Here is a 21,284-nt window from a genome sequence, read left to right on the forward strand (position 1 = left end):
ACTATGATACGAATTGGCTTAGGTTATGATCTCCACACCCTTGTTGAAGGCAGACCGTTAATCTTAGGCGGGATTCATATTCCTTTTGAAAAAGGGGAAGCGGGGCATTCAGACGGGGATGTACTACTCCATGCGCTTGCGGATTCCTTACTCGGAGCTGCTTGTCTTGGCGACATCGGCGAGCTTTTCCCGCCGAATGATCCGCAGTGGAAGAATGCCGACTCCCGGATGCTCCTAAAAACGGTGTGGGAACGGATCCTGACAGCAGGCTGGCAGCTTGAAAACGCCGATTGCGTTATTGCGATTCAAAAGCCGAAAATTCTGCCGTACCGCGAGGCAATCCGCCGGTCTATTGCGGAAATTCTATCGGTAGAAATCGATCAAATTTTTGTCAAAGCAAAAACCGGCGAAGGGGTCGGCATTATCGGCAGCGGTACGGCCGCCGCCGTGTGGTGCACCTGTCTTCTCTCTCGCTAGCTCCCTACTCTCATACCAGCTCTAAAAGCTAACGGTATTTTTAAAGCTGCTCACCGGTAGAATGAGGGAGAAAACAAATGCAGTATTTAAGCGGCGCGGCGTCAGCCTATTTTTCGGCAAGCTCTAGGATGAGCTGCACTTCTCCTTGCGATAGATTGAGGGCATTGGCAATAGCGTCCTGCGTCCATCCGCTTCTAAAGAGCTTTAACACATTCTCACGGGTACCGACTGTCGTTGCACCCTCCGTTTTGTTCACCGGTTTTTCGGTCTTAACCAAATCCGCCAACAGTTTCAACTGATTTTCGGAATTCTTCGATATATCTTGTAAGCGCGTTTCAGTACCGGCAAGCCATTCACGGGCATTGTGCAGTTTTTCAATGCGCCCCTCAAGCTCTCCAAGCAATTCATCGATGGTATCAAGCTGCTCCCGCGCCTTCTCCGCTTTTTCCTGATTGGAAATAAGATACTCCATCTTTTCTTGAATATCCTGCAGTTCGGGCGGAATGGTGTAGAGCTTACTCTGTACCGACTTAATATCTTTTTCAACCGTCTTTAAATCTTCAAAGGCAGCATCGATGCTCTGTACCGTTTGGTCGAGCACGGTACCTTTTTTCTCCAAGCGGTCATAGCGGGTATTTACATCGGCAATGCTTTCTTCAATACGCCGAATCTGTACCTGATAGCGCTGTAATTCATCATCAGCCGAAGCAAGCTCAACAAGCTTTTTATCCATCGACTCGGACAGCACACTCAGTTTTGCAAAATCGTTTTCCAAAATTTCAATATTTTTACGCTCACCCATAAATCGCGCGATTTTCTGTGTTGCTTCCTCTTCAAGATGAGTTACCTTTTCGTATTTCAGATTCAGATCATCCATTGTATTGCGGTAAATTTCAAAGCGGGTAACCTCCGCCTTCAATTTTTCGATGTTTTGTTCCAAATCAGCCTTCAATTCGTCTGCACGATCAAATACACGCGTCTGTGTAATAAAGGCGTTTTGCCGCTTATCGATTTCTTCTACGGTTTCGGTCAGCTGCTCGGAATCGCGCCGTATCTTTTCGAATAAATCATGCTGCGTTTCTTCCACTTCACTGCGCAGGCCGTGTACCAGCTCCCGTATGTTGTCAAGCGAATGATTTGCTTCCCCCGTCGCGTTGTTAATCCGTTTATCCAGCTCGTTGGTAGCCTGTTCCGCATCGCGCGTAAAGGTTTCGGTAACGCTGCGCACCTGTGCAGAAAATTCTTCTTCGGCACTCTGCACCTTTGCATTCAGATCATTGATTCTCTGCTGCATCAGCTTAAGCGCCTCGTCGCTTTTCACGCTGAAATCTTTATAGTACGAGGTGTATTTTGAACCGATGCCTTCGATAGCTCGTTCCGTCGATGCAGTAAAATTAGCAACCTTTTCGTCTACCGTAGTCCGCATCTCTGCCAGTTGTTGATCGATACGCGCCTTCCATGTTTCAAAATCGGCTTTAGCTGCATCGAGCTGCCCGCCTGATTCTTGTTTAACCGTATCAAGCCAGTTTTTTACCTCTTTTGTAGCATTTTCAACTTCAACACTCTGCTGCCGCATCGATTCTTGCAGTTCAAGCTTGAGACCGGAAAGCTCATTGCGCATATATGTTTGAGCTTTTTCCTTTGTCTGATCCATCATATTTTTAAACTGAGTGTTATAGGCTAAGAGCGCCTCGTCGCTTGCCGTAATACGTTTGGCAATTCCTTCTTCGATTGCAGCAATATCTTCTTTGAATTTTGCAAAGTGCCCCTTGTACTCCTCCGCCGTTTGCGCAAGCCGCGCTTTTAAATCCTGTTTATACGCATCTTCCAAATCCCTACGTGCCGACTCGCTTTCCGATCCCATCAGCGCAAGCCGTTCGGTAACATCATTCCGCAGCTTTTGGATGTCTCCGCTGAGTGCATCGCTGCGGCGGGTTAGCTCGCTTGCAAAATCGGTTTCAAAAGTATGCAGCTTTTCGGAGAGCGCGGCTTGCGATTCTTCACGCAGAACGTTCAGTTGTTCGGTTATCTCCTGCAAGCGACTGGCAAGCGCATTCGCCCGTTCGGAAAAATGTTTTTCGAATCCGTTGTATTTTTCCTGCATGGTATAGGTATGTTTTCCAAAGTCTTGCAAAAGCCGGTCTTTTACCGATTCTTGCGCTTTTTCCATCTCGGCAGAAAGCTTATCGATACCGGCAATGGACTTATCAAATTTTTCGTAATAGTAGGTCGCTTGCTTTTTATATTCGGCAAACTTTGTATCTGCCGATTGGGACAGCGCGGTCAGGCTTTGCGCTGCCTTTGCCGCCGTTTTTTCGAGGCGGGTATTTAATCCCGTTTCAAATTCCGTAAGCCGCGAATCAAGCTGCCGGTTCGTATTCTGCATATCCGCCTCGGTTTTCTCCAAGCCCTTTTCAAGATTGGTGATGCGCTGTGTAAAGGCAATCTCCGCAGCGCTGAACTTTGAATGTAGTGAACTTTCCAACTTATCCGCTTCCTCTTGCCAATCCTGTTTAAACTTTTGAGCAAGCGCTTTATTTTCGGCCATACCGGCGGTAATCTCCGCCTCAAGCGCTGCGGAACGGTCATCAAGCACCGACTTATAATGCTGCATCTGCATTTCCATCTGGTTCTGCAATTTAGCAAAAGATTCATCGCCAAGGTTTTGCGCTTTTTTACTCGCCTCCGTAAACGCCTTTTTATAAAGGTCGTTCAATTGGATTGAGGTTACCTCAAGCAACTCCGCACTTTTTTTCTCTGCGCCGGCAACCCTGTTTTCAAAAGCACTAATAGTATTATTGAAACCCGCAGTAAGCTGTTCTTCAAGCATCTGGAGATGTTCACGATTCTGCTTATAAAAGCTATCCTGCATTTCGGGCATCAGTTTTGAAATATGATTCAATTCGCTCCGTGCATCCGTAATTTTTTTTGCAAGCGAATCGACAAAGTCGGATTCCTGACTAACCCGCGCTAGATTTTTTTCCGCAAGAGCAGCCATATCCATAACGGTCTTAATAGTCTCCTCCGCCCCCGCAACATTTTTTTCTATTGCATCGATGGATGATGAACGGGCAGTCAACACATCGGATTTTTTCATAAAATCGTTATATATGGAATCGAGCCGGTTAACAGCCGCAATGGCTTGCGAAAGTTTTGCGTCAAGCTCGATCGCCGCATCGCGCAAATTCTGCGTCCGTTCCTTAACAAACCCTTCTATTTCATCTTTAACACGGTCGCCGTATTTTTTTGCTTTTTCTATCGAACGGCTGTTTTTATCCATTTGCCGAAAAAAAAGAATCAGCATCAGAGAAAGCATAAGCGTTATCGCGGAGGCCAAAAGTTGCATTGACATTCTAAGTTCCACCCTTACTTAAAATAAATTCTGTTTTAATGAATAGTATGATATCGGATATATCCGAAAATAGACGCTTTCAAAAATATCCTACCTATTATAAAATATTATAACACATAGTTTAAGAATTGACGATAGTTTGAAAAGGAAATATCCGCATACGGCGACTTTTTTTTAAAAAATGAAACAAGCGGGTTTTCGATATAAGCGGTCTTCATACCGACTGAAGAAGCGCCTGCAACATCATAGGCTTTACTATTCCCAACATACAGTATCCGTTCGCACGGCGTGTTCAAGGCTTCGGCAAGTTTAAGAAACGGGATTCGGGAAGGTTTAAGAGCGCCGAGCGATTCGGAGTCCAATGCAACATCGCAGAGCGGAAGAATGCCCCATACGGAGCCTTTCTGTTCGGGCGGAAAATCAGATAGAATACCGATTTTAAATCCCGCCTCTTTTAATCGTATGATCGCTTCTTTTGCAAAAGGATACGGACGGATACGCACAAATTTCTTTTTCCACCCCCTATATATTTCTCTATCTAAAAAATCGCTTACTTCTTGCGGGGAGATATTAAGATGAGTTGCCAACAATTCGTTTTGCACATTAAAAAAATCCGGCAGCACTTTATCCGGATCAGATGAACTATATCCGTGTAAAATATGACGAACTTTTCCAAAAGCTTTCATAAAACGGATATGACGGATAAAAAACGGAACGGCACGCAGCGTCAGCTTCCATGCAGGATAGAGCGTGCCGTCTATATCGAATGCAATAGCTTCAATGCCGGGGATTTTGCTTACAATCATTTTTTTATTATAGCGTACCGATTACCCCCTGTCCATTCATAAAAAAGAACGTATGTGAGCCTCAGTTGTTTTCATTTCAGTCTCTTTTTCGCCCTTTTGCTGCGAACCCTATAGAGGATATATGCTGCCCGAACCGGATATTCGGCGGTCAATCATAAGAGGATTGCCTTTATAACCGACCGAACCTGAACCGCTGATATCGGCTCGTAAAAACGTCGTAACCCATACTTTTGCAGAACCGGAGCCGGAAATAGAAATATCGGCATCTTCGGTTTCCAGACGGGTAGTTTTTATATTGCCGGAACCGGAAATACTGCCCTCTAAATTTTGAGCTTTCCCTGTTGCTCCAAAAGAACCCGAACCGGATATGTTCAGCTTTAATTTTTTTACGGTAATATCGCGTGCAGCAACATCACCGGATCCGGAAACAACTACCGACATCGTACGTCCGGGCATATTGAATGATGAAACGGTACCGGTAAGCGAACCGGAGGCTGTTAATTGTATTAAGACCGGCATGGTAATAATAGCTTTGCAGTTCGAGCACCCGATAACATATCCGTGCTGAAAGCCGATATGCAAGATATTATCAGAAACATCTACATATAAATAGTTGAAGAGATTTTCATCGGCATCAATGGTAACGGAAAAAGTTTCACTCTGTCGTATGTCGACCGTCCAATCGCCACTGATGGAAACGGAATCAAAATTACTTCGGGAAAAGCTTTCCGTTTTCAACGTTCCATTTCCACGGACACGACCATTAACTACGATAAAGCAGCTGCTGGCGGTAAACAGAAGCAATGCGGTAAGGGCAATGCATACAATACTGATTTTTATTTTATTCATAAAAAAATCCTATTATGATAAATTTCTTGTCTGCAGAATACTTTAAGACAAAAACCGTGTTAACGCAACAGGGTAAACGCATCAGACCATTTTTTAACAATCCTGCAGAATAGGAGATAGACTTTCCGTTAGGTATTGACAATCTGTATACCGATAGGTATATAATATACCGATTGGTATACGTTATGAATGATACAACAACAAATGATAACAGCAGAGCTGACATTCTCAACACGGCAATACTTCTTTTTTCTCAAAAAGGATATGAGGGAGTTGGAGTACAGGAAATTTGTGATAACGCCGGTATTACAAAACCGACCCTGTACTATTTTTTCAAAAGCAAGCAGGGGCTCTTGCAGGCAATAGCGGACTCCAAGGGAGCAGAGCTGCTGCAGCGTTTGAGTGATGCGGCAGTGTACGAGCACGATTTTCTTAAAAGCCTGACACGCATTTTGATCGCAGTAATCGATTTTGCACTTGCGCATCCCGCCTTTTTTAATCTGCACAGCGTACTCTTAAATGCACCCGACAATGCGGAAACCGAGGCTGTCTACACGCCGTTAAAACAGCGTTTTTATTCGGTATTTGCAGAATTTTTTATAAAATCCGCAAACGAGTTCGGCAATATGCGCGGGAAAGAGGAGTTGTACTCAATCTTGTTCCACAATAATGTCATTTCGGTAGCACTGCTGTGTGTGCAGAACAAACTGCCTAGAGATGATCAAACGATTTATCGGATTGTGCATAGCTTTGTCTACGGTGTCGCTTAACCTTTTGAAAATATACGGCGCATCTACTGCGTTGTACGCTGAAAATAAATGCTCAACGTATCATAGATACGCCTCCGCTTTATTTTCAGCTATCTCCTTGTAGCTACACCGTCTCTTTGCAAAAGGCTTACGGAAAGTAGGTTTCAGGAGGGGGATGTTATGCTGTTGCGGCAAATGCTCAACGTATCAGAACCGCCATGGACGGCGGTGGATTCATGCAGAAACGAGATTTGCGAAATGCAAATCTCGCAGGTGAAAAATGTATATGGATGTACATTTTTCACCGTGTCTCCACTTTATTTCGGCTAGGCGCCTAGCATCTGTACCGTCTATTTCCAAAAGCGCTGGCAAGGGTGTCTGCTCCACCTATTTTCAAGAGGCTTACGGAAAGGATTTTATATGAGTTATTTATTTTCAGATAAGGTTTTTTATCATATTTATGCGCTGGGGATGGGGAATTGTCCTAAGCGGAATGACTTTGCGTGTCCGGCGGGGGATTTTTTTGAGAAACTGGCGGGGCAGTTGGATGAGATTCGGGCGTTGGGGTGTAATGCGCTGCTGATTGGGCCGGTGTTTGAGTCAACGGCGCATGGGTATGATACGGTGGATTATTATCATGTGGAACGCCGGTTGGGGAATAATGAGCGGTTTAAGGAGTTTTGCCGTCTGTGCCATGAAAAGGGGTTTGCGGTGGTGCTGGATGCGGTGTTTAATCATACGGGGCGGGATTTTTTTGCGTTTAAGGATATTCAGCGGCATGGATACGGCAGCGCCTATAAGGATTGGTATGTCAATCTTGATTTTTCTCGGCGAAGTGCGCAGGGGGATTGCTTTGAGTATGAAGGCTGGGCCGGCTGCAAGGATTTGGTCAAGCTGAATGGCGATAGCGGCGCAGTGCGGGAGCATCTCTTCGGTGCGGTAAAAATGTGGATTGAAGAATTCGGCATAGACGGACTCAGGCTTGATGCGGCGGATGTGTTAAGTAAAAACTTCCTCGATGCGCTGGGGGCTTTTTGCCGAAGTATTAAGCCTGATTTTTGGCTGATGGGTGAGGTGGTGCATGGCGACTATGCCGAATGGACGCGGAACGGCAGGCTTGATTCGGTAACAAATTATCAAATGTATAAAGCGCTCTGGTCGTGTTTGAATGATCAGAATATGTATGAGCTTTCGTATAATTTGGACAGGGAATACAATAGTGAAAGAGGGATGTATAGGAAGACGGCATTGTATAATTTTGTGGACAACCACGACGTAAACCGCGCGGTCAGTACGCTCAACAAGCCGGAGCAGCATATCCATCTTTTGTACGGACTGCTTTTTACCATTCCCGGTATTCCGTCTATTTATTACGGCAGTGAGTACGGCATCAGAGGGGTTCGGAGCCATAATTGCGATTATGAACTGCGTCCGCCGCTCCCGCCGTTCGGTGCACTTCCGGATTTTACCGCTCCCGGTTTTGATGCAGGGTTTATCCGCACCTCGATTACAACATTTGCAAAGATACGCGGACAGCATCCCGCCTTACAGCGCGGTTCGTACCGGCAGGAGTTTATTGCAAACCGGCAATTCGGCTTTTGGCGTGAGTGCAACGAAGAACAACTATTGATTATCGCCAATTCCGATTTTGCTCAAGGCTTTGTTTCGCTCCATTCCATCCCGGCAGGTGAGTATGAAAGCTTGACGGATGGGCGCGTCTATCACTCCGATGCGTTAGCGTTAAAAGGGCTGCAAATACCTCCGTGTTCGATCCTGATATTGCGGAAGAAATAATCAAGGAAGTATACTGAAAAAATTATGATACATATATTGCTCGCAATTATTTACGCAGCGTTTATCAGTCTTGGGCTGCCGGATGCTCTGTTAGGTTCCGCATGGCCGGCGATGTATCGGGAGCTTTCTGTCCCCGTGTCCTATTCCGGTGCTATTTTTATGATTATTGCAGGCGGGACTATTATTTCCAGCCTTCAAAGCGACCGGTTGACAAAGATTTTCGGTGCCGGAAAAGTAACGGCATTCAGTGTTTTGATAACAGCAGCGGCACTCTTCGGTTTTTCGGTCAGTCATTCCTATAGTGCACTGTGCCTGTGGGCGATACCATACGGACTCGGTGCCGGAAGTGTTGATGCATCCCTCAACAATTATGTAGCAGTGCATTATGCCAACAGGCACATGAGCTGGCTGCACTGTATGTGGGGGATAGGTGCCTCAATAGGTCCGTACATTATGGGCGCTGTTCTGACCGGCGGTCAGCCGTGGAATATGGGCTATCGATATATTGCGGTGCTACAGACCTGTTTAACCGCCGTACTACTGGTGAGTCTGCCACTTTGGAATAAGCAACCGAAAACGGATGGCACTACGGATGAGGATGTAAAAGCGCCGCCGCTCCCCCTAAGACAGGTGATTGCCATTCCCGGTGCAAAAGAAATTATGCTTACCTTTTTCTGTTACTGTGCTGTAGAGCAAACCGCAAATTTATGGACAAGCAGCTATCTGGTTTTACACCGAGGGCTTCCGGAAAAAGAGGCTGCAGGACTCGCCAGCCTCTTTTTTATCGGTATTACTGCGGGGAGATTTTTGAGCGGATTTTTAACCTTCAAATTAACCGATACGCAGATGATCCGGCTTGGACAAAGCGGCATCGGCGCAGGTGTTGTGCTGCTGTTCCTTTCGTTCGGAAAAACAACGGTACTGCCCCTGCTCGGTTTAGGGCTTATCGGCTTGGGGTGTGCACCGATTTATCCTTCGATTATCCATGCGACACCTGCACAATTCGGAAAAGATAAGTCTCAAGCGATGATCGGGGTACAGATGGCGTCCGCGTATGCCGGAACTTGTCTGATGCCGCCGATCTTCGGGTTGGTTGCAAATCATATCGGTGTCGCACTGATGCCGCTCTATTTGGCGGTGATTTTAATTGTGATGATCTTTATGCACGAAAAAATGCTCACCAAAACGGCAACTTCTACAGCGTGCAGTTAAAGTCCTTGACCAAGATACCGGGCAAGAGGCATCCGCCTACTGCGCGCTCTTCGTAGGTACTTGTTTCTACAAAGAGCTTCCGTTCTTTGGTGAGCGCAAGGAGATTCGCGCCGAACATATTGTACAGCGATTCATCCCAGCGCATATCCGCAATGGGGGCTGTAACTTTTCCGTTTTCCACCCAGAGGCAGGCAAAACGGGTCATGCCAGTTACGCGAGCGGTTGCCGGATCGCTCCAGTTAAGGTAGTGGAAGTTCGAAATGTAGATGCCGGTTCCCAGTTCTTTGAGGGCATCCGCTTCGGCAAGTGTCCCTGCTCCAATAGCTGCGGAACGGAATCCTTCATCTGAATCGGCGCCGTTTGCCTTCGTACCGTACTGTTTTTCCGAGCGGGAACTCACGATGGTATGAATGAGCTTTCCTTTTTCGATAACAGTTAATTTTTCGGGAGCGGATTCTCCTTCGCTATTAAACGACGGTTCCACACCGATGGAAAAATCCTGCGTCAAATTAAAGGAATCGGCAAAATGCTCTCGCTCTTCTTTTAATGCAAGATAGGCGCTTTCGCCCTGCTGCATACCCCGCTCCCCGAAGCCGTTCCACGAGAAAAACTCTACGACATCCACCAACGCATCTGCAGCGATAAAAACGCGGTATTTGCCCGGCTCGATTTTTTTCGGTTCAAGCGCAAGCACCTGCAAACTCTGCCGCGCATCGGCGATGCGTTTTTCGTATTCTGCCTGCTGCCAGTCGCGCCCTGCGTACAAGCCTTTTACCGCACGTCCGTTTTTCAGCCAAATCGAATAGTCGAGCGTAAAGGTCTTTGTTTGGAACCAGTGCCGTGCGCCGGCCGTATTGGCAGCTCCGCGGCATATCATCCCTTGCGAAAAAAGCCCGGCAAAATCCAAATCCGACACAGGCTCAAGCAGCGTCTTTTCTATTATCTCTTGTGAAAGCAACGCACCGTCATAGATTGTTTCGGAATCATCGCTTGCAGTAGGAATAGACTGATAGGGATCTTCGGGAAGCTGCGCGATAATACTGCGTGCATTCTCCAACGCTGCGGCAAGCGTTTCCTTATCCTGCTCAAGCTGGCCGCTCAACCCTTGTGCAAAGCGATAGGTTTTCTTGTTTTTATAGAGAGTAATCGAAATTGCCGCCTGTTTCACAAAACCGTTTTGCCGCACCTTGGCGTGATTCATCCGCAGGAAGTAAGTGTCCTCCGCATCGTAGCTTAGAGACGCTTGTTCAGTGGGTAACAGCTCATCGAAGAAAAAGTCTGCAAGAGACTCAAAATGCCATTTAAAATCGGAATCCATTTCACACATCATTTCTTGATCACAACTCATTTTCCGCCTCCAAATACTTCAACATCGCTGAATGCGCATACGGGACTTGCGTGCCCTACCCGTATCACCTGATTCGGCTCGCCCTTGCCGCAATTCGGCGTACCGAACACCTCGAAGGTGCTTTCGTCGCCGACTGCGCAGAGGCTGTTCCAAAAGTACCGTGAAATGCCGCGGTAGTTCGGGTCGCGGACAGTTTTTGTCAGTTTGCCGTTTTCGATCAGCTTGGCATACTCGCAGCCGAATTGAAATTTATTGCGGTAATCGTCGATCGACCATGAACGGTTGGAGAACATCAGAATGCCGTTTTCGATTGAGGCGATGATGGAATCGAAGCTGCTCGTTCCCGCTTCGAGATTGAGGTTTGCCATCCGGTCGATGGGCGGACGGTTCCATGAACAGGCGCGCTGATTTGCAACGCCCCGGAGTCCCGACCGCTTTTGACTTTCCAAGCTGCCGAGCGCCCGTATCAAGATGCCGTCTTTAATAAGGTATTCCTTTACCGCAGCGTTACCGATATCGTCCGCTCCGTAGCTTGCCAGCTCCTGCGCGATGGTCGGGTTAAAGGCGACGTTCATCAACGGGGAACCGTAGCGGAAACTGCCGATATCTTCCGGTGTGATAAAACTGCCGCCCGCATAGTTACGCTCGTCGCCGAGGATGCGGTCTATTTCCAGCGCGTGCCCGACGCTTTCATGAATTTGCAGCATCATCTGATCGGGCATCAGCACGAGCGTCCGCTTACCGTTGGGGCACGGCTCGGCAGTCAACAGCTCGACTGCTTCCGTGCCTGCCTTCCGTGCCTTTTCAAGCAGCGCCGCAGGGTTGAACAGTTCCCGTCCGCCCTGATAAGTGAGTGCAGAGCGTCCGTGCGCGCTCCGCTGCTGGATAACATCTCCTTCCCGCGCAACGGCATTCATGCTGATACCGCCGAACCGGACGGTTTGCCGTATGTCGGCGCCGTTGGTAGAAACCATTTCGGTTTCGCAGATACCCGTTTCGCAGGAAGCGGCAGTCTGAATAATCTTTGAAGAAACCTTTGCGGCATCGCAGATACTGCACAAGAGCGCAACCGTTTCGGCGGCGGGAATCCCGCTTAATTTTTCACGCTTTGTCGCATAGCGTACCTGCGCGGCGGGGCGCATCGTTTGATCAAAACGGTGGATACCGTAGGGCTGCGCTGCCTGTGCCGCTGCAAAAGCCTGCTTCGCAGCGCACTTGATACCGCCGCTGCTCAGATCGGCAGTCGCCGCATAGCTAAACGTTCCCTTGTACAGCACCTCCAGCATAACTCCCTCGTCGGAGCCTCCGGCCGCCTCGTCGAATTTACCGTCGATAGCGGAAAACCCTGTCAGATAATTGGTAACCCGCCGTAATCCGATCCACTCGGCCTGCGGAACAGCGTCCTTCGCTTCCGTTAAAAGCCGGTGTATATTCACTTTCATAAAACACTCCTTCGATATTTGTTAAGCAAACACATGGGTAATTGGTTGTATTTGTTTAATAGTTTCTTTTGTTTCTGCTTTCATGCTATCAATTTCATACCTATTTTGAATATTCAGCCAAAATTCAGGACTTGTGCTAAAAACCTGCGCGAAACGTAATGCCGTATCGACTGTAATACCTCTTTTTCCTTTTATGATCCGTCCTATTTGCGTTTGCGAAATCCCTGTCATTTGCGCAAGTCTATACGCCGTTATATGATACGGCTGCATAAACTCTTCATACAGTATATCGCCTACATGTACCGGTTTTAGTATAACATCCATCAATATGCCTCCTAATGATAATCGACAATATCGACGATAACAACTCGTCCGTTGTTCCATTCAAAGCAAATACGCCACTGATTATTTATTCTAATACTGTATTGACCTTTTCTGTCATGTTTTAAAGCTTCTAAACTATTTGACGGCGGAGATTTTAGATCACTTAACGAAATTGCAGCATCTATGAGAATTAATTTTTGCCGTACTCTTTGCTGTATTTCAGGAGGTAATCGCGTTGACGGCTGCATATTCCATATTTTCAGGGCTTCTTTATCTTGCCAATCAACTATCATAGGGAAATACTATCATTAGTGGTTAGCATCTGTCAAGTTGAACCTTTGACAAAACGCTCTTGACTTTTGAGGGGGGGGGGGGTATTATGGAAGATAAGTTTTAATATGTGAACGGACAGCTCTGTTAACCGAGAAGGTTCTAAAAGCTGTCCTAGTATCAAAAGGAGTTTTTTATGAAAAGCAAAAAAACGATTGCTGTACTTATGGTATTCAGCATGGTAAGTGCTATGATGCTTGCCGTTTTTGGTTGTTCCGACCCTGTCGGCCGCGGCAGTGGTGGCGGTATATCATATACCGGTACTTATGCAGGGGTAGGAGAAGAAGATTCAGGGCTCGGAGCTTGGGAGTTCACTATTGATGCTAAAGGCAATTTGACCGGTTGGTTCCAGGTGCTAACCAGCAGACAGTCCAACTGCACCGGTACTATAAAGTCGGATGGAAGCTTTACGGCTTCCGGAAAGACAGCATTGACACAACGGCCTTTTACTGTTGACGGTACCATAGCACAAGATAAAAAAGTGAACGGTACAATGCAAGTATCCGGACTTAATACGGTATCATTTTCCGGAAGTAAAAAATAAGTAACAAGATAGTCCCGAAAGTTTTGCCGCACCGGCGGAAGAACGGATACACTGAGTTTGAACTTTCGGGACTGCTCATATCTAATAAGGACAATGTAAGGGAGTCTGATATGAAAAAGAGAATGGCGGTAATATCTGTATGTTGTATATTTCTATTACTATGTACCTCTTGCACAAGTTTAGGTGTACGGCTGCACGGAGAACAATATTTTGTCGGCAAAACTGAAAATGATTTAATAAAATATTTTGGCGACCATGGTATCGAACTATCCAACAAAACAGAATACGATAAAGTAGTAAGATTCTGTAATCAAATAGATACGATCTATATGGATAAAACAATAGTCAAAACATATAAAGAGGGAATACCTCAACTTATTTTTTCTCTGAATTTTGTTGAATACAATGACGGCTGCCTTTGCTTAAACGGTAGAGGGCACTATTCAGGCGGCACATCTTCTGTTGGGACAGTAATTATGCCAAGGCATAGCAATGACAATCACGTTATAAAAAGCGAACTTAGTCGATTCTGGTCTGAAGTTAAAAGATTGAATGCCGTTCCTACAAATAATCAAGATGCACGTTTTAATAGCACTCCTGTCGGCAATTGGTATTTTGTATATAAAACAAGCAGTGAATACACATATCATGTCGGAAACCCATATGTAAAAGAACCTTCTAGTTCGATTCCTTTCTATCATTATGATATTTGGAGGATAGACGTTTCCTCAAAACAAAAAGAAACTACCTACACAGAGATTGCGTATGTTTTTGATTTGAAGTACCTTACATATTATGATTCAGAAGGAGAACAGATTAGTCTCCAACAAGCACTCGCAAATGAAAAATATTATGAAAATCAAGGATATATCAGAAGATTGAGCACAGAAGGAATGACAGTAGACGCTTATATTAAAGATGAAAAAATTATAAAAATCGAAAAACAATAGGAAAAGTTCTAAAAACCTCAGTTTTTTAGTTATTTACTCAATAAGAAACGGTGTCAAATATACCGGCTTTTTTTGCAATGCTCCCTCTGTGCCGACATCTTTTTGAGACAATACATACAGAGTGCCGATATTTGCCGAGAACTTTTTGCAAATGCACCGATTGATTCGTGCTTACCTGTTCCGGACGACTTTACTTCAAACACCGATATTTTATTGCGGTTTGAAATTAAAAAATCAACTTCGTAGTAATGGGTACTCCCCGCTTTTTCCCATGTGTGATAATACAGTTCACGGCCTATCGTAGTAATCATTTGCGCAACTGCATTTTCATAGAGATATACTAGTATATTACCGGATATTGTGCGTTTCTTCAAGATTTGTTCGGTTGAATTTCAGGGATTCCGCATTATAACGACTGCAATACTCTATCAAGGCAATCTTCTCGTTTGTTGCACAGGTGTTGCTTATGGAGAAGCGCTATTACAATAAGCCGCCCAGATGGTACGGCTTATTGTAATGCCGAGTTTGCCATTTGGCAAACATCGTCTATTGATTGCACTTTTTCATTTCATTGCAAAAGTGCGGCAATTCGCCAATCCTCGCCTTTTAATAAAGGCTGCGGTTGTCGAATTTATAGGAGCATTTTCTTTGCTTTTATGATATCCGAAAAGTCAACCTGTTTGAGTATATTCAAGACAATTTTTCGTAAGACGCTTAAGTTTGCTGCCGCATTGTCTTTTCGCACAAGACAATAATCCTCATCGAGAATTGCATCGAGAACCCAATGCAGGTTATTTTCTATCCCCCAATGAGCCCTCATTGCGAAAGCAGCCTTGTGCACATCTGTCAGTGAGGTCAAAAAATATCTTTGTTCAACGGATTTCTTCCCAGTCTTCTTTACCGTTCTTTCGCACACGAGCATTCCAACTGCATTGAGATTCTTCCATTCATCTTTTTCTGAAAGCCAATCAATATTCCCGCAAAGATAACAGGTGCGTTTTTCAATTCGTCCGTGTCCAATTTCAATGCTATATTCTCCTCGCTGAATATTGTAATACTGACAATAAGCGTCATCACAAGGGTGCTCAAAAAACTCTTTTACATCCCGATGGATCGATTGCTGATTTCCTTTCAGAGAAATGACATACTCCGCTTCCTTTTCTGCTATTTTCTCAACGATTTTTTTCTGGCAACCCATCGCATCTATAGTAATAATCATCCCTTTTAAGTCTAACAGATCCAGAAGTTCAGGAATGGCGGTGATTTCATTTGATTTTTCTTCTGTTTTCACCTGCCCAAAACACACACCCAGAGAGTGCGCCCAAGCCGAAACAACATGAGCGGCTTTATGGGCTCTTTTATCTTCGCCGGTTGGTGCATATTCAGAGCGCCGGATAGTTTTTCCGTCAATCGCCAATACTTCATTTTCTGCAATATGCTTGCCGAATGTCTCTCGTGCATATTCTATGAATACTTTTTCAAGCTGCTTTGCATCAATCCTTGCAAGCACTCGCAGAATCGTATCGCTGCTGGGGATGCCATTTTCCAGTTTCAGATATTTTTTAAGGGTTTGTTCGCTTAATGTCGCATAAAATTGTATTTGTTCTATGCTTTTATACCCGCACAACACTCCCACAAACACGAGCATCAGTATATCGACGAGATTGTGTTTCTTGCATCTTTCGATTCTTTCGTCTTTAATGTTCTCAAATGATTCTTGTAATGTCATTGTTCCACCCCAAGAACATTTTACCATCTTTTATACCGTGTGAGCTACTGTTTTTTTGACACTATTTATAATGCGGAATCCCTGGGTTGAATTTGTGCATTTCTTCAAGATTTATTTAGCAATATTTGTGCGTTTCTTCAAAATTTTAAGAGTGGATATAAAAATCAGAATTTTACTCGGCACCTCCTATTTCCAAGGATGTGCTGTATATTTACAAAAGGCAGATAACGGGTTATTGTTTATATGCAACATGATAGGAGCTTCAGATGTTTTACGATAATAATCCGGCAAAAATAAATCGGTTCACAAAACCTCATTTTTTTCAGGGCGGAGATAAAGCTATTTTGTTGATACATGGGTATACGGGCTCTCCGCGGGAAATGCTCTGGCTCGGCTCTCAGCTGCATAAGGCGGGATACACCGTATCGATTCCGCGCCTGCCGGGGCATGGAACAAACAAAGAGGACTTTATCGCAAGTTCGTGGAAGGATTGGCTGCGGCGCGTGTATGACGAATACCTCGATTTATCCGACGCATATCAGACGGTATATATCGGTGGTCTTTCGATGGGCGGCGTGTTGACTGCGCTCCTTGCAGCAAAATTTCAACCTGAAAAAATCTTCCTTTGTGCACCAGCGTTTATGGCCGCCGATTCGCGAATCAAACTGACGCCATACTTAAAATACTTTGTACAAACTATTCCGACGGAAGGGTCAACTTTTTATAAAGAACCTGAATACTATGATTGCGTCAAAGACTATTGCAACTATGATTACGTCGGAAAGGCTGCAGACTTGTACAAACTGCAGAAGATGGCTATTCAGCAGCTTCCGAACATTCGTTCAAAGGTGATAACGGTTTTATCAAAATCGGATCAGTCGGTACCGTTTAAGGAAAAAGAACTCATCGACCGGCTGCTCAAGGCGCCAAATGAGTATGTCATCTTGGAAGAAAGCAGTCATATCGTTACCGATGATGTCGAGCGTGAATTGGTAGCACAGCGTATTATCGAGTTTTTGAATAGATAACGTATTTTGCTCATTTCCGTGAGCCTTTTGAATATAGCTTGTTAAACAGCGTATATCTGTATACGCTATTTAATAACAAGGGAACCGCCAAAAACTGTTTCGCAATCCGCTTTAGCGGATATAACCTTACAGGAAAAAACCGATAGGCTTTCAGCTTTTAGACAGTCCCTGCTACTGCGATAACCACGAAGATTCTGTCAAAGGAAATGTGCCGTATATTTTCAAAAGGAAACTAGGCCTTTCCGACAAGGCACATCCACTCCGCTTCCGCAGCGACAGCATCACCGTTATAGATTTTACCGGATTGTTTAATCATCTGGGATGAAACCCGCAAATTTTTTACCTCGATGCGTACCGTATCTCCCGGGCGTACCTGTGCACGGAGCTTTACCTTGTCAATAGTCGCCAAAAAGAACAGCGCACCTGTTTCAAACTTACCCATTGAACTCAGGGCGGCGCCGCCTGCTTGAGCCATTGTTTCAACTAACACGACACCGGGCACTACCGGATATTCGGGAAAATGTCCCTTAAAAAAGAACTCCTCCGGCTTAAAGGTATACCGACTTTCGCTGCCCTCATCGTCGGCACGGATAATTTCATCGACAAACAAAAACGGCTTCCGGTGCGGAAGCAAAGCTTCAATATCTTTTGTCATCGTTTTCTCCTTTAGGGTAAATGCATCAGCTTATTTTTTGATAGTCCCGCAGAATAATGGAGATTGTTCAACCAGAGTTGAACCACTTCGCGGTTCAAATGGTCTCACAATCTCCATATATTCTGCGATTCTTACCTATTTGTCTGATGCGTTTGCCCTTCGTCTAAAATAAACAGTGAGAAATTTTATTTAAAATTTCTCACAAAAGGAAGGCAACCGCTTGAAAAATTCATAGTACGGTTGCCATACGTTCTCCCTTATTTTACTTTTTTGAACACTAACACGCCGTTGTGGCCGCCGAAACCGAGCGAACCGGATGCGGCGCAATCGATTGTGCAGGAAACGCCTTTTTGCGGCAGGTAATTCAAATCGCACCCTGCTTCCAAATCAGGTTCCGTTAAGTTCACGGTGGGCGGACAGAAGCCTTCTCCAATTGCTTTTACGCAGATAATTGCCTCCAACGCGCCGGCAGCTCCCAAACAGTGTCCAATCATCGACTTCGTGGAAGAAATTTTCAGGTTATACGCATGTTGCCCGAAAGCTTTTTTAATCATCGCGGTTTCGGAGGGGTCGTTGATCGGAGTAGATGTTCCATGCGCGTTATAATACTGCACATCTTCCGGTTTTACCCCCGCGTCTTCCAAGGCCTTCGTCATCGCCAAAGCGCCACTGATACCGGAAGGGTCGGGGCTGGTCAGATGATATGCATCGGAGGAGCCGCCGTAGCCTGCAAGCTCCGCATATATCTTTGCCCCACGCTTCTTTGCATGTTCGTATTCTTCAAGAATGAGTATACCTGCGCCTTCCCCCATCACAAAACCCGAGCGCTTTTTATCAAAGGGGCAGCAGGCTTTGTGCGGTTCATCGTTATAGTCCGACGCGAGCGTTTGCAGTACGCTGAACGCATTGATACCGAACCCTGTAATTGCGGCCTCGGTTCCTCCTGCAAGACACATATCCATTCTACCCGAACGGATTAAATCAAGTGCATTGCCCAAAGCGTCGGTACTGGAAGCACAGGCCGTCGTAATTGTCCACGAAACGCCGTGCAGTCCGAAATGCATACTGACGTTGCCTGCTGCCTCGTTCGGAATGAGCAGCGGAATAGCGAGAGGCGGTATCCGCGAGTGACCCGCTTCAAAGTATTTTTTGAACGAACTTTCATGGATTTCAAAACCGCCGATGCCATTTCCGATCATCACACCGGTACGGTCGCCCTCTATCGTTTCTTTTGAAAGTCCGGCATCTGCGACTGCCTGTACCGCGGCCGCCACTGCAAACTGCGAAAAGCGCGCCATCTTACGGGCATCCTTTTTATCCATAAACGCGGCAGGATCAAACTCTTTACATTCAGCCGCAATTCTAACCCTATCATCTCCGGGGTCGTAGTTGACGGTAATCTTATCGATTCCGCAGCGGCCTGCTTTTATTCCTTCCCATATTTCCGCAACCGTATTTCCCAAAGCGGAAACGGCGCCAAGTCCGGTAATTACAACTCTTCTCATTATGTTCTCCTTCAATTAGGCGCCCATACCGCCGTCTACACCGAGTACCTGCGCGGTAATATACACGGATAAATCGGATGCTAAAAAGACAGCCGCATTTGCAACATCAAGCGGCGTACCTCCGCGTTTTAGAGGAATAGCCGTTTCTATCCAATTCTTCCGCATATCTTCCGGTAATGACGAAGTCATATCCGTTTCGATATAGCCGGGCGCAATCGCATTGACACGCACCCCTCTGCTGCCGATCTCCTTTGCAAGGCTTTTGGTCATACCGATTAAGCCTGCCTTACTTGCCGCATAGTTAACCTGCCCGCCTTGTCCGTGCAGACCGACGATACTGGCCATATTGATAATGGAACCTTCCCGCTTCCGCAGCATATCGGAAGAGACAATTTGCGATGTTAAAAAAGCCCCAGTCAAATTGACGCGCAATACAGCGTCCCAATCATCCTGCGGCATACGGAACGACAGTCCGTCCCGCGTAATTCCGGCGTTGTTGACTAAAATATGGAATCCACCGGATTGCTTGAGCGCCTCTTTTACCGTAGCGGTCAGTTCTTCGGCATTTCCGCAGTCGGCGTATATCTCGTGGAATACGCTATTGTGCTGTGCGGCGAAGGCTTCCATTTCCGCCTTTCCTTGCGATGGTTTTGTGCAAAGCCCCCATATCTCAGCTCCTTCTTCCAGAAAGCGACGGACTATCTCTCTCCCGATTCCGCGTGAAGAACCGGTTACCAATGCTTTTTTCCCTTGTAATAACATATAAACCTCAATGTAAATGTGCTTGTAAATATGGGGCATTGTAAACCGGATTTGTATCTTTTGGCAATGGCAGGGATTTTTGTAAAATATCAATTTATATCAATTTTTTTGAAAATTTCCTCTTGACTTTTGAGGGGGGGGGGGGGTATTATGGAAGGGAATTGCTGTTTTTGTATAAGCGCTTTGTTTATGAGGTATCGATGGTTTGGACAGAATGGCCTTTACAAGGCAGCAAAAAATTAATCGTCTACTATATGTAGAACAAGGAGTTAGTGAATGAAAAAGAAAAGTCTATGTCTTGCTATCCTATGTACCGCAGCAGCGCTCTTATCTGCAGCCTGCGGTAATGCATTCGGCAACAAAAGCAAGGACAGTAATCAGGGAAACACACCGGGCACAAACACAGTATCGTTTGAAAGCTTTTCGCCTCGTTCCGTTTCCGTAAAGAACAATACGGGAGAACGGCTTGTTGCTTTTAAGGGTTCTATTGAACCGAGTTCGCTTATCAGCGGTGTTCCAGCTCACGCAAGTAACCACGGTTTAAAAAAAGATCCGTCTTTGTTCGGTGAAACGGGAGATTTTGCCCTGCTTTTCTTAACCGAAAAAGTCTATAACGAGAACAAAGATAATTTATCTGCCGTAAAGAACTCACCATTTGCAAGCGTATATGCTTTCTATAATAAAACAGGCACGAACGATTTAGTGTATACCATCAGCAGCAATTCCGGCGGTAAGGCAAAACTGACGGTGCAAAACAATTCCCCCTTCAATGTTGAAATCAGAGTAAATTCTCCCGAAGGCGAAGTACTTGGTTATACAGGCGCATATACGGCAAATACCGTACTGAACATGAATCCGGGTGACTATACACTCTACCCTGTGTTCAAAAAATATATTGCACGTGATAACGAAATATACAGCGTTGTTCCTAAATTTAAAACGACTAAAAAGCCATTTTCGGTCGATTTTGCCATTACCGATAGTGATACGTGGAATATAGGTAACCTCTGGGATGCTACGGCGATGCAGCTTTCTTCCGGCGGATTTTATTTAACAATCAACAATCAATCAAATACTGCAGTACGCTTTACCAAAGGCTCTACGGAATTTGAAACATCGTTGGGTATTAAAGGGATTAAGAGCGGAAGTCAAGCGACCTTCTTTGTCGCGTTTCAAAAAGGTGCGGACGGTTCGTATCCCGACAGCTTTAAGATGAGCACGTTACGCATCGGTGCAGCGCTATTTCCCAATACCTTGCCTGAATATACCTATCAGCTTGATACAAAATACACCATTACTATTAAGGGTACAGAAGCGGATAACTTAACGCTGGAAGCAATAGAAGAAAAAGGAAAGGTTGATATCGATAAATTGTTCGGGCTGTAAGCTCGTACGTTGCCGCCTTTAAGCAAGGCGGCAATACTTTTA

Annotated in this window: 20 protein-coding genes; 8 read left to right on the forward strand and 12 right to left on the reverse strand. The window is 45.5% G+C overall.

Annotated elements, in window-relative coordinates:
* The first annotated feature begins 3 nt into the window (after positions 1–3).
* Positions 4–477, forward strand: coding sequence for a 2-C-methyl-D-erythritol 2,4-cyclodiphosphate synthase (gene ispF, locus DWB79_RS02145; protein WP_016522421.1), 474 nt, complete (start codon positions 4–6; stop codon positions 475–477).
* 106 nt (positions 478–583) lie between these two features.
* On the opposite strand, the gene DWB79_RS02150 is transcribed toward ispF, so the two are convergent.
* From DWB79_RS02150 to DWB79_RS02160, 3 genes are all read right to left on the reverse strand, one after another.
* On the reverse strand, positions 584–3,781 hold the full coding sequence (locus DWB79_RS02150) for a SpiroCoCo family coiled-coil protein (protein WP_252722490.1): 3,198 nt from the start codon (positions 3,779–3,781) through the stop codon (positions 584–586).
* Positions 3,782–3,936: 155 nt separating this feature from the next.
* Complete coding sequence (locus DWB79_RS02155) at positions 3,937–4,635, reverse strand: HAD family hydrolase (protein WP_016522423.1); 699 nt, start codon at positions 4,633–4,635, stop codon at positions 3,937–3,939.
* A gap of 108 nt (positions 4,636–4,743) precedes the next feature.
* Positions 4,744–5,484: a head GIN domain-containing protein gene (locus tag DWB79_RS02160; RefSeq protein WP_016522424.1), complete on the reverse strand. Its 741-nt coding sequence runs from the start codon at positions 5,482–5,484 to the stop codon at positions 4,744–4,746.
* A 185-nt stretch (positions 5,485–5,669) separates the two neighbouring features.
* Between DWB79_RS02160 and DWB79_RS02165 the strand changes: the two genes are divergently transcribed.
* The 3 genes from DWB79_RS02165 (at position 5,670) to DWB79_RS02175 (ending at position 9,239) form a co-directional block, all read left to right on the forward strand.
* A complete protein-coding gene (locus DWB79_RS02165; protein ID WP_016522425.1) occupies positions 5,670–6,254 on the forward strand; it encodes a TetR/AcrR family transcriptional regulator in 585 nt (194 codons plus the stop codon).
* Between the two features lie 399 nt (positions 6,255–6,653).
* Positions 6,654–8,027, forward strand: coding sequence for an alpha-amylase family glycosyl hydrolase (locus DWB79_RS02170; protein WP_016522427.1), 1,374 nt, complete (start codon positions 6,654–6,656; stop codon positions 8,025–8,027).
* A 24-nt stretch (positions 8,028–8,051) separates the two neighbouring features.
* Entirely contained in the window at positions 8,052–9,239 is a 1,188-nt protein-coding gene (locus DWB79_RS02175) for an MFS transporter (RefSeq protein ID WP_016522428.1), read from the forward strand.
* Here DWB79_RS02175 and DWB79_RS02180 read toward each other — a convergent pair.
* Genes DWB79_RS02180 through DWB79_RS02195 form a run of 4 tightly spaced genes read right to left on the reverse strand, consistent with a single transcriptional unit; the run spans position 9,223 to position 12,646 of the window.
* The gene (locus DWB79_RS02180; RefSeq protein ID WP_016522429.1) at positions 9,223–10,587 is read right to left on the reverse strand and encodes a TldD/PmbA family protein; all 1,365 of its coding nucleotides are present in this window, start codon (positions 10,585–10,587) and stop codon (positions 9,223–9,225) included. The two genes, DWB79_RS02175 and DWB79_RS02180, sit on opposite strands and share 17 nt — an antisense overlap.
* Positions 10,584–12,029: a TldD/PmbA family protein gene (locus DWB79_RS02185; protein ID WP_016522430.1), complete on the reverse strand. Its 1,446-nt coding sequence runs from the start codon at positions 12,027–12,029 to the stop codon at positions 10,584–10,586. The genes DWB79_RS02180 and DWB79_RS02185 overlap by 4 nt, the downstream gene beginning before the upstream one ends.
* A 21-nt stretch (positions 12,030–12,050) precedes the next feature.
* Positions 12,051–12,353 carry a HigA family addiction module antitoxin gene (locus DWB79_RS02190; RefSeq protein WP_016522431.1) on the reverse strand — a complete coding sequence of 101 codons (303 nt, stop codon included), beginning with the start codon at positions 12,351–12,353 and terminating at the stop codon, positions 12,051–12,053.
* An 11-nt stretch (positions 12,354–12,364) separates the two neighbouring features.
* Positions 12,365–12,646: a type II toxin-antitoxin system RelE/ParE family toxin gene (locus tag DWB79_RS02195; protein WP_016522432.1), complete on the reverse strand. Its 282-nt coding sequence runs from the start codon at positions 12,644–12,646 to the stop codon at positions 12,365–12,367.
* Between the two features lie 173 nt (positions 12,647–12,819).
* Here DWB79_RS02195 and DWB79_RS02200 point away from each other — a divergent pair, with 173 nt between their 5' ends.
* Both DWB79_RS02200 and DWB79_RS02205 read left to right on the forward strand, forming a co-directional pair.
* Entirely contained in the window at positions 12,820–13,227 is a 408-nt protein-coding gene (locus tag DWB79_RS02200; RefSeq protein WP_016522433.1) for a hypothetical protein, read from the forward strand.
* A 110-nt stretch (positions 13,228–13,337) separates the two neighbouring features.
* Positions 13,338–14,177, forward strand: coding sequence for a hypothetical protein (locus DWB79_RS02205; RefSeq protein WP_016522434.1), 840 nt, complete (start codon positions 13,338–13,340; stop codon positions 14,175–14,177).
* A 53-nt stretch (positions 14,178–14,230) separates the two neighbouring features.
* On the opposite strand, the gene DWB79_RS02210 is transcribed toward DWB79_RS02205, so the two are convergent.
* A complete protein-coding gene (locus DWB79_RS02210) occupies positions 14,231–14,488 on the reverse strand; it encodes a hypothetical protein (protein ID WP_040858950.1) in 258 nt (85 codons plus the stop codon).
* 320 nt (positions 14,489–14,808) lie between these two features.
* Positions 14,809–15,933, reverse strand: a complete 1,125-nt coding sequence (locus tag DWB79_RS02215) for an ISAs1 family transposase (protein ID WP_016522435.1) — start codon at positions 15,931–15,933, stop codon at positions 14,809–14,811.
* 239 nt (positions 15,934–16,172) lie between these two features.
* On the opposite strand from DWB79_RS02215, the gene DWB79_RS02220 reads away from it, so the two are divergent.
* On the forward strand, positions 16,173–16,934 hold the full coding sequence (locus tag DWB79_RS02220) for an alpha/beta hydrolase (protein ID WP_016522436.1): 762 nt from the start codon (positions 16,173–16,175) through the stop codon (positions 16,932–16,934).
* 232 nt (positions 16,935–17,166) lie between these two features.
* Here the strand turns inward: DWB79_RS02220 and fabZ are convergent, their stop codons facing one another.
* The 3 genes from fabZ to fabG form a co-directional block, all read right to left on the reverse strand.
* Positions 17,167–17,589 (reverse strand): 3-hydroxyacyl-ACP dehydratase FabZ, encoded by a 423-nt coding sequence (gene fabZ / locus DWB79_RS02225; protein WP_016522437.1) that lies wholly within the window; start codon positions 17,587–17,589, stop codon positions 17,167–17,169.
* 257 nt (positions 17,590–17,846) lie between these two features.
* Positions 17,847–19,094, reverse strand: coding sequence for a beta-ketoacyl-ACP synthase II (fabF, locus tag DWB79_RS02230; protein ID WP_016522438.1), 1,248 nt, complete (start codon positions 19,092–19,094; stop codon positions 17,847–17,849).
* 15 nt (positions 19,095–19,109) lie between these two features.
* Positions 19,110–19,856 (reverse strand): 3-oxoacyl-ACP reductase FabG, encoded by a 747-nt coding sequence (fabG, locus tag DWB79_RS02235; protein ID WP_016522439.1) that lies wholly within the window; start codon positions 19,854–19,856, stop codon positions 19,110–19,112.
* A gap of 276 nt (positions 19,857–20,132) precedes the next feature.
* Here fabG and DWB79_RS02240 point away from each other — a divergent pair, with 276 nt between their 5' ends.
* Positions 20,133–21,242: a hypothetical protein gene (locus tag DWB79_RS02240; RefSeq protein ID WP_016522440.1), complete on the forward strand. Its 1,110-nt coding sequence runs from the start codon at positions 20,133–20,135 to the stop codon at positions 21,240–21,242.
* Positions 21,243–21,284: the final 42 nt, after the last annotated feature.

This window comes from Treponema medium (genome assembly GCF_017161265.1).
Taxonomy (GTDB): domain Bacteria; phylum Spirochaetota; class Spirochaetia; order Treponematales; family Treponemataceae; genus Treponema; species Treponema medium.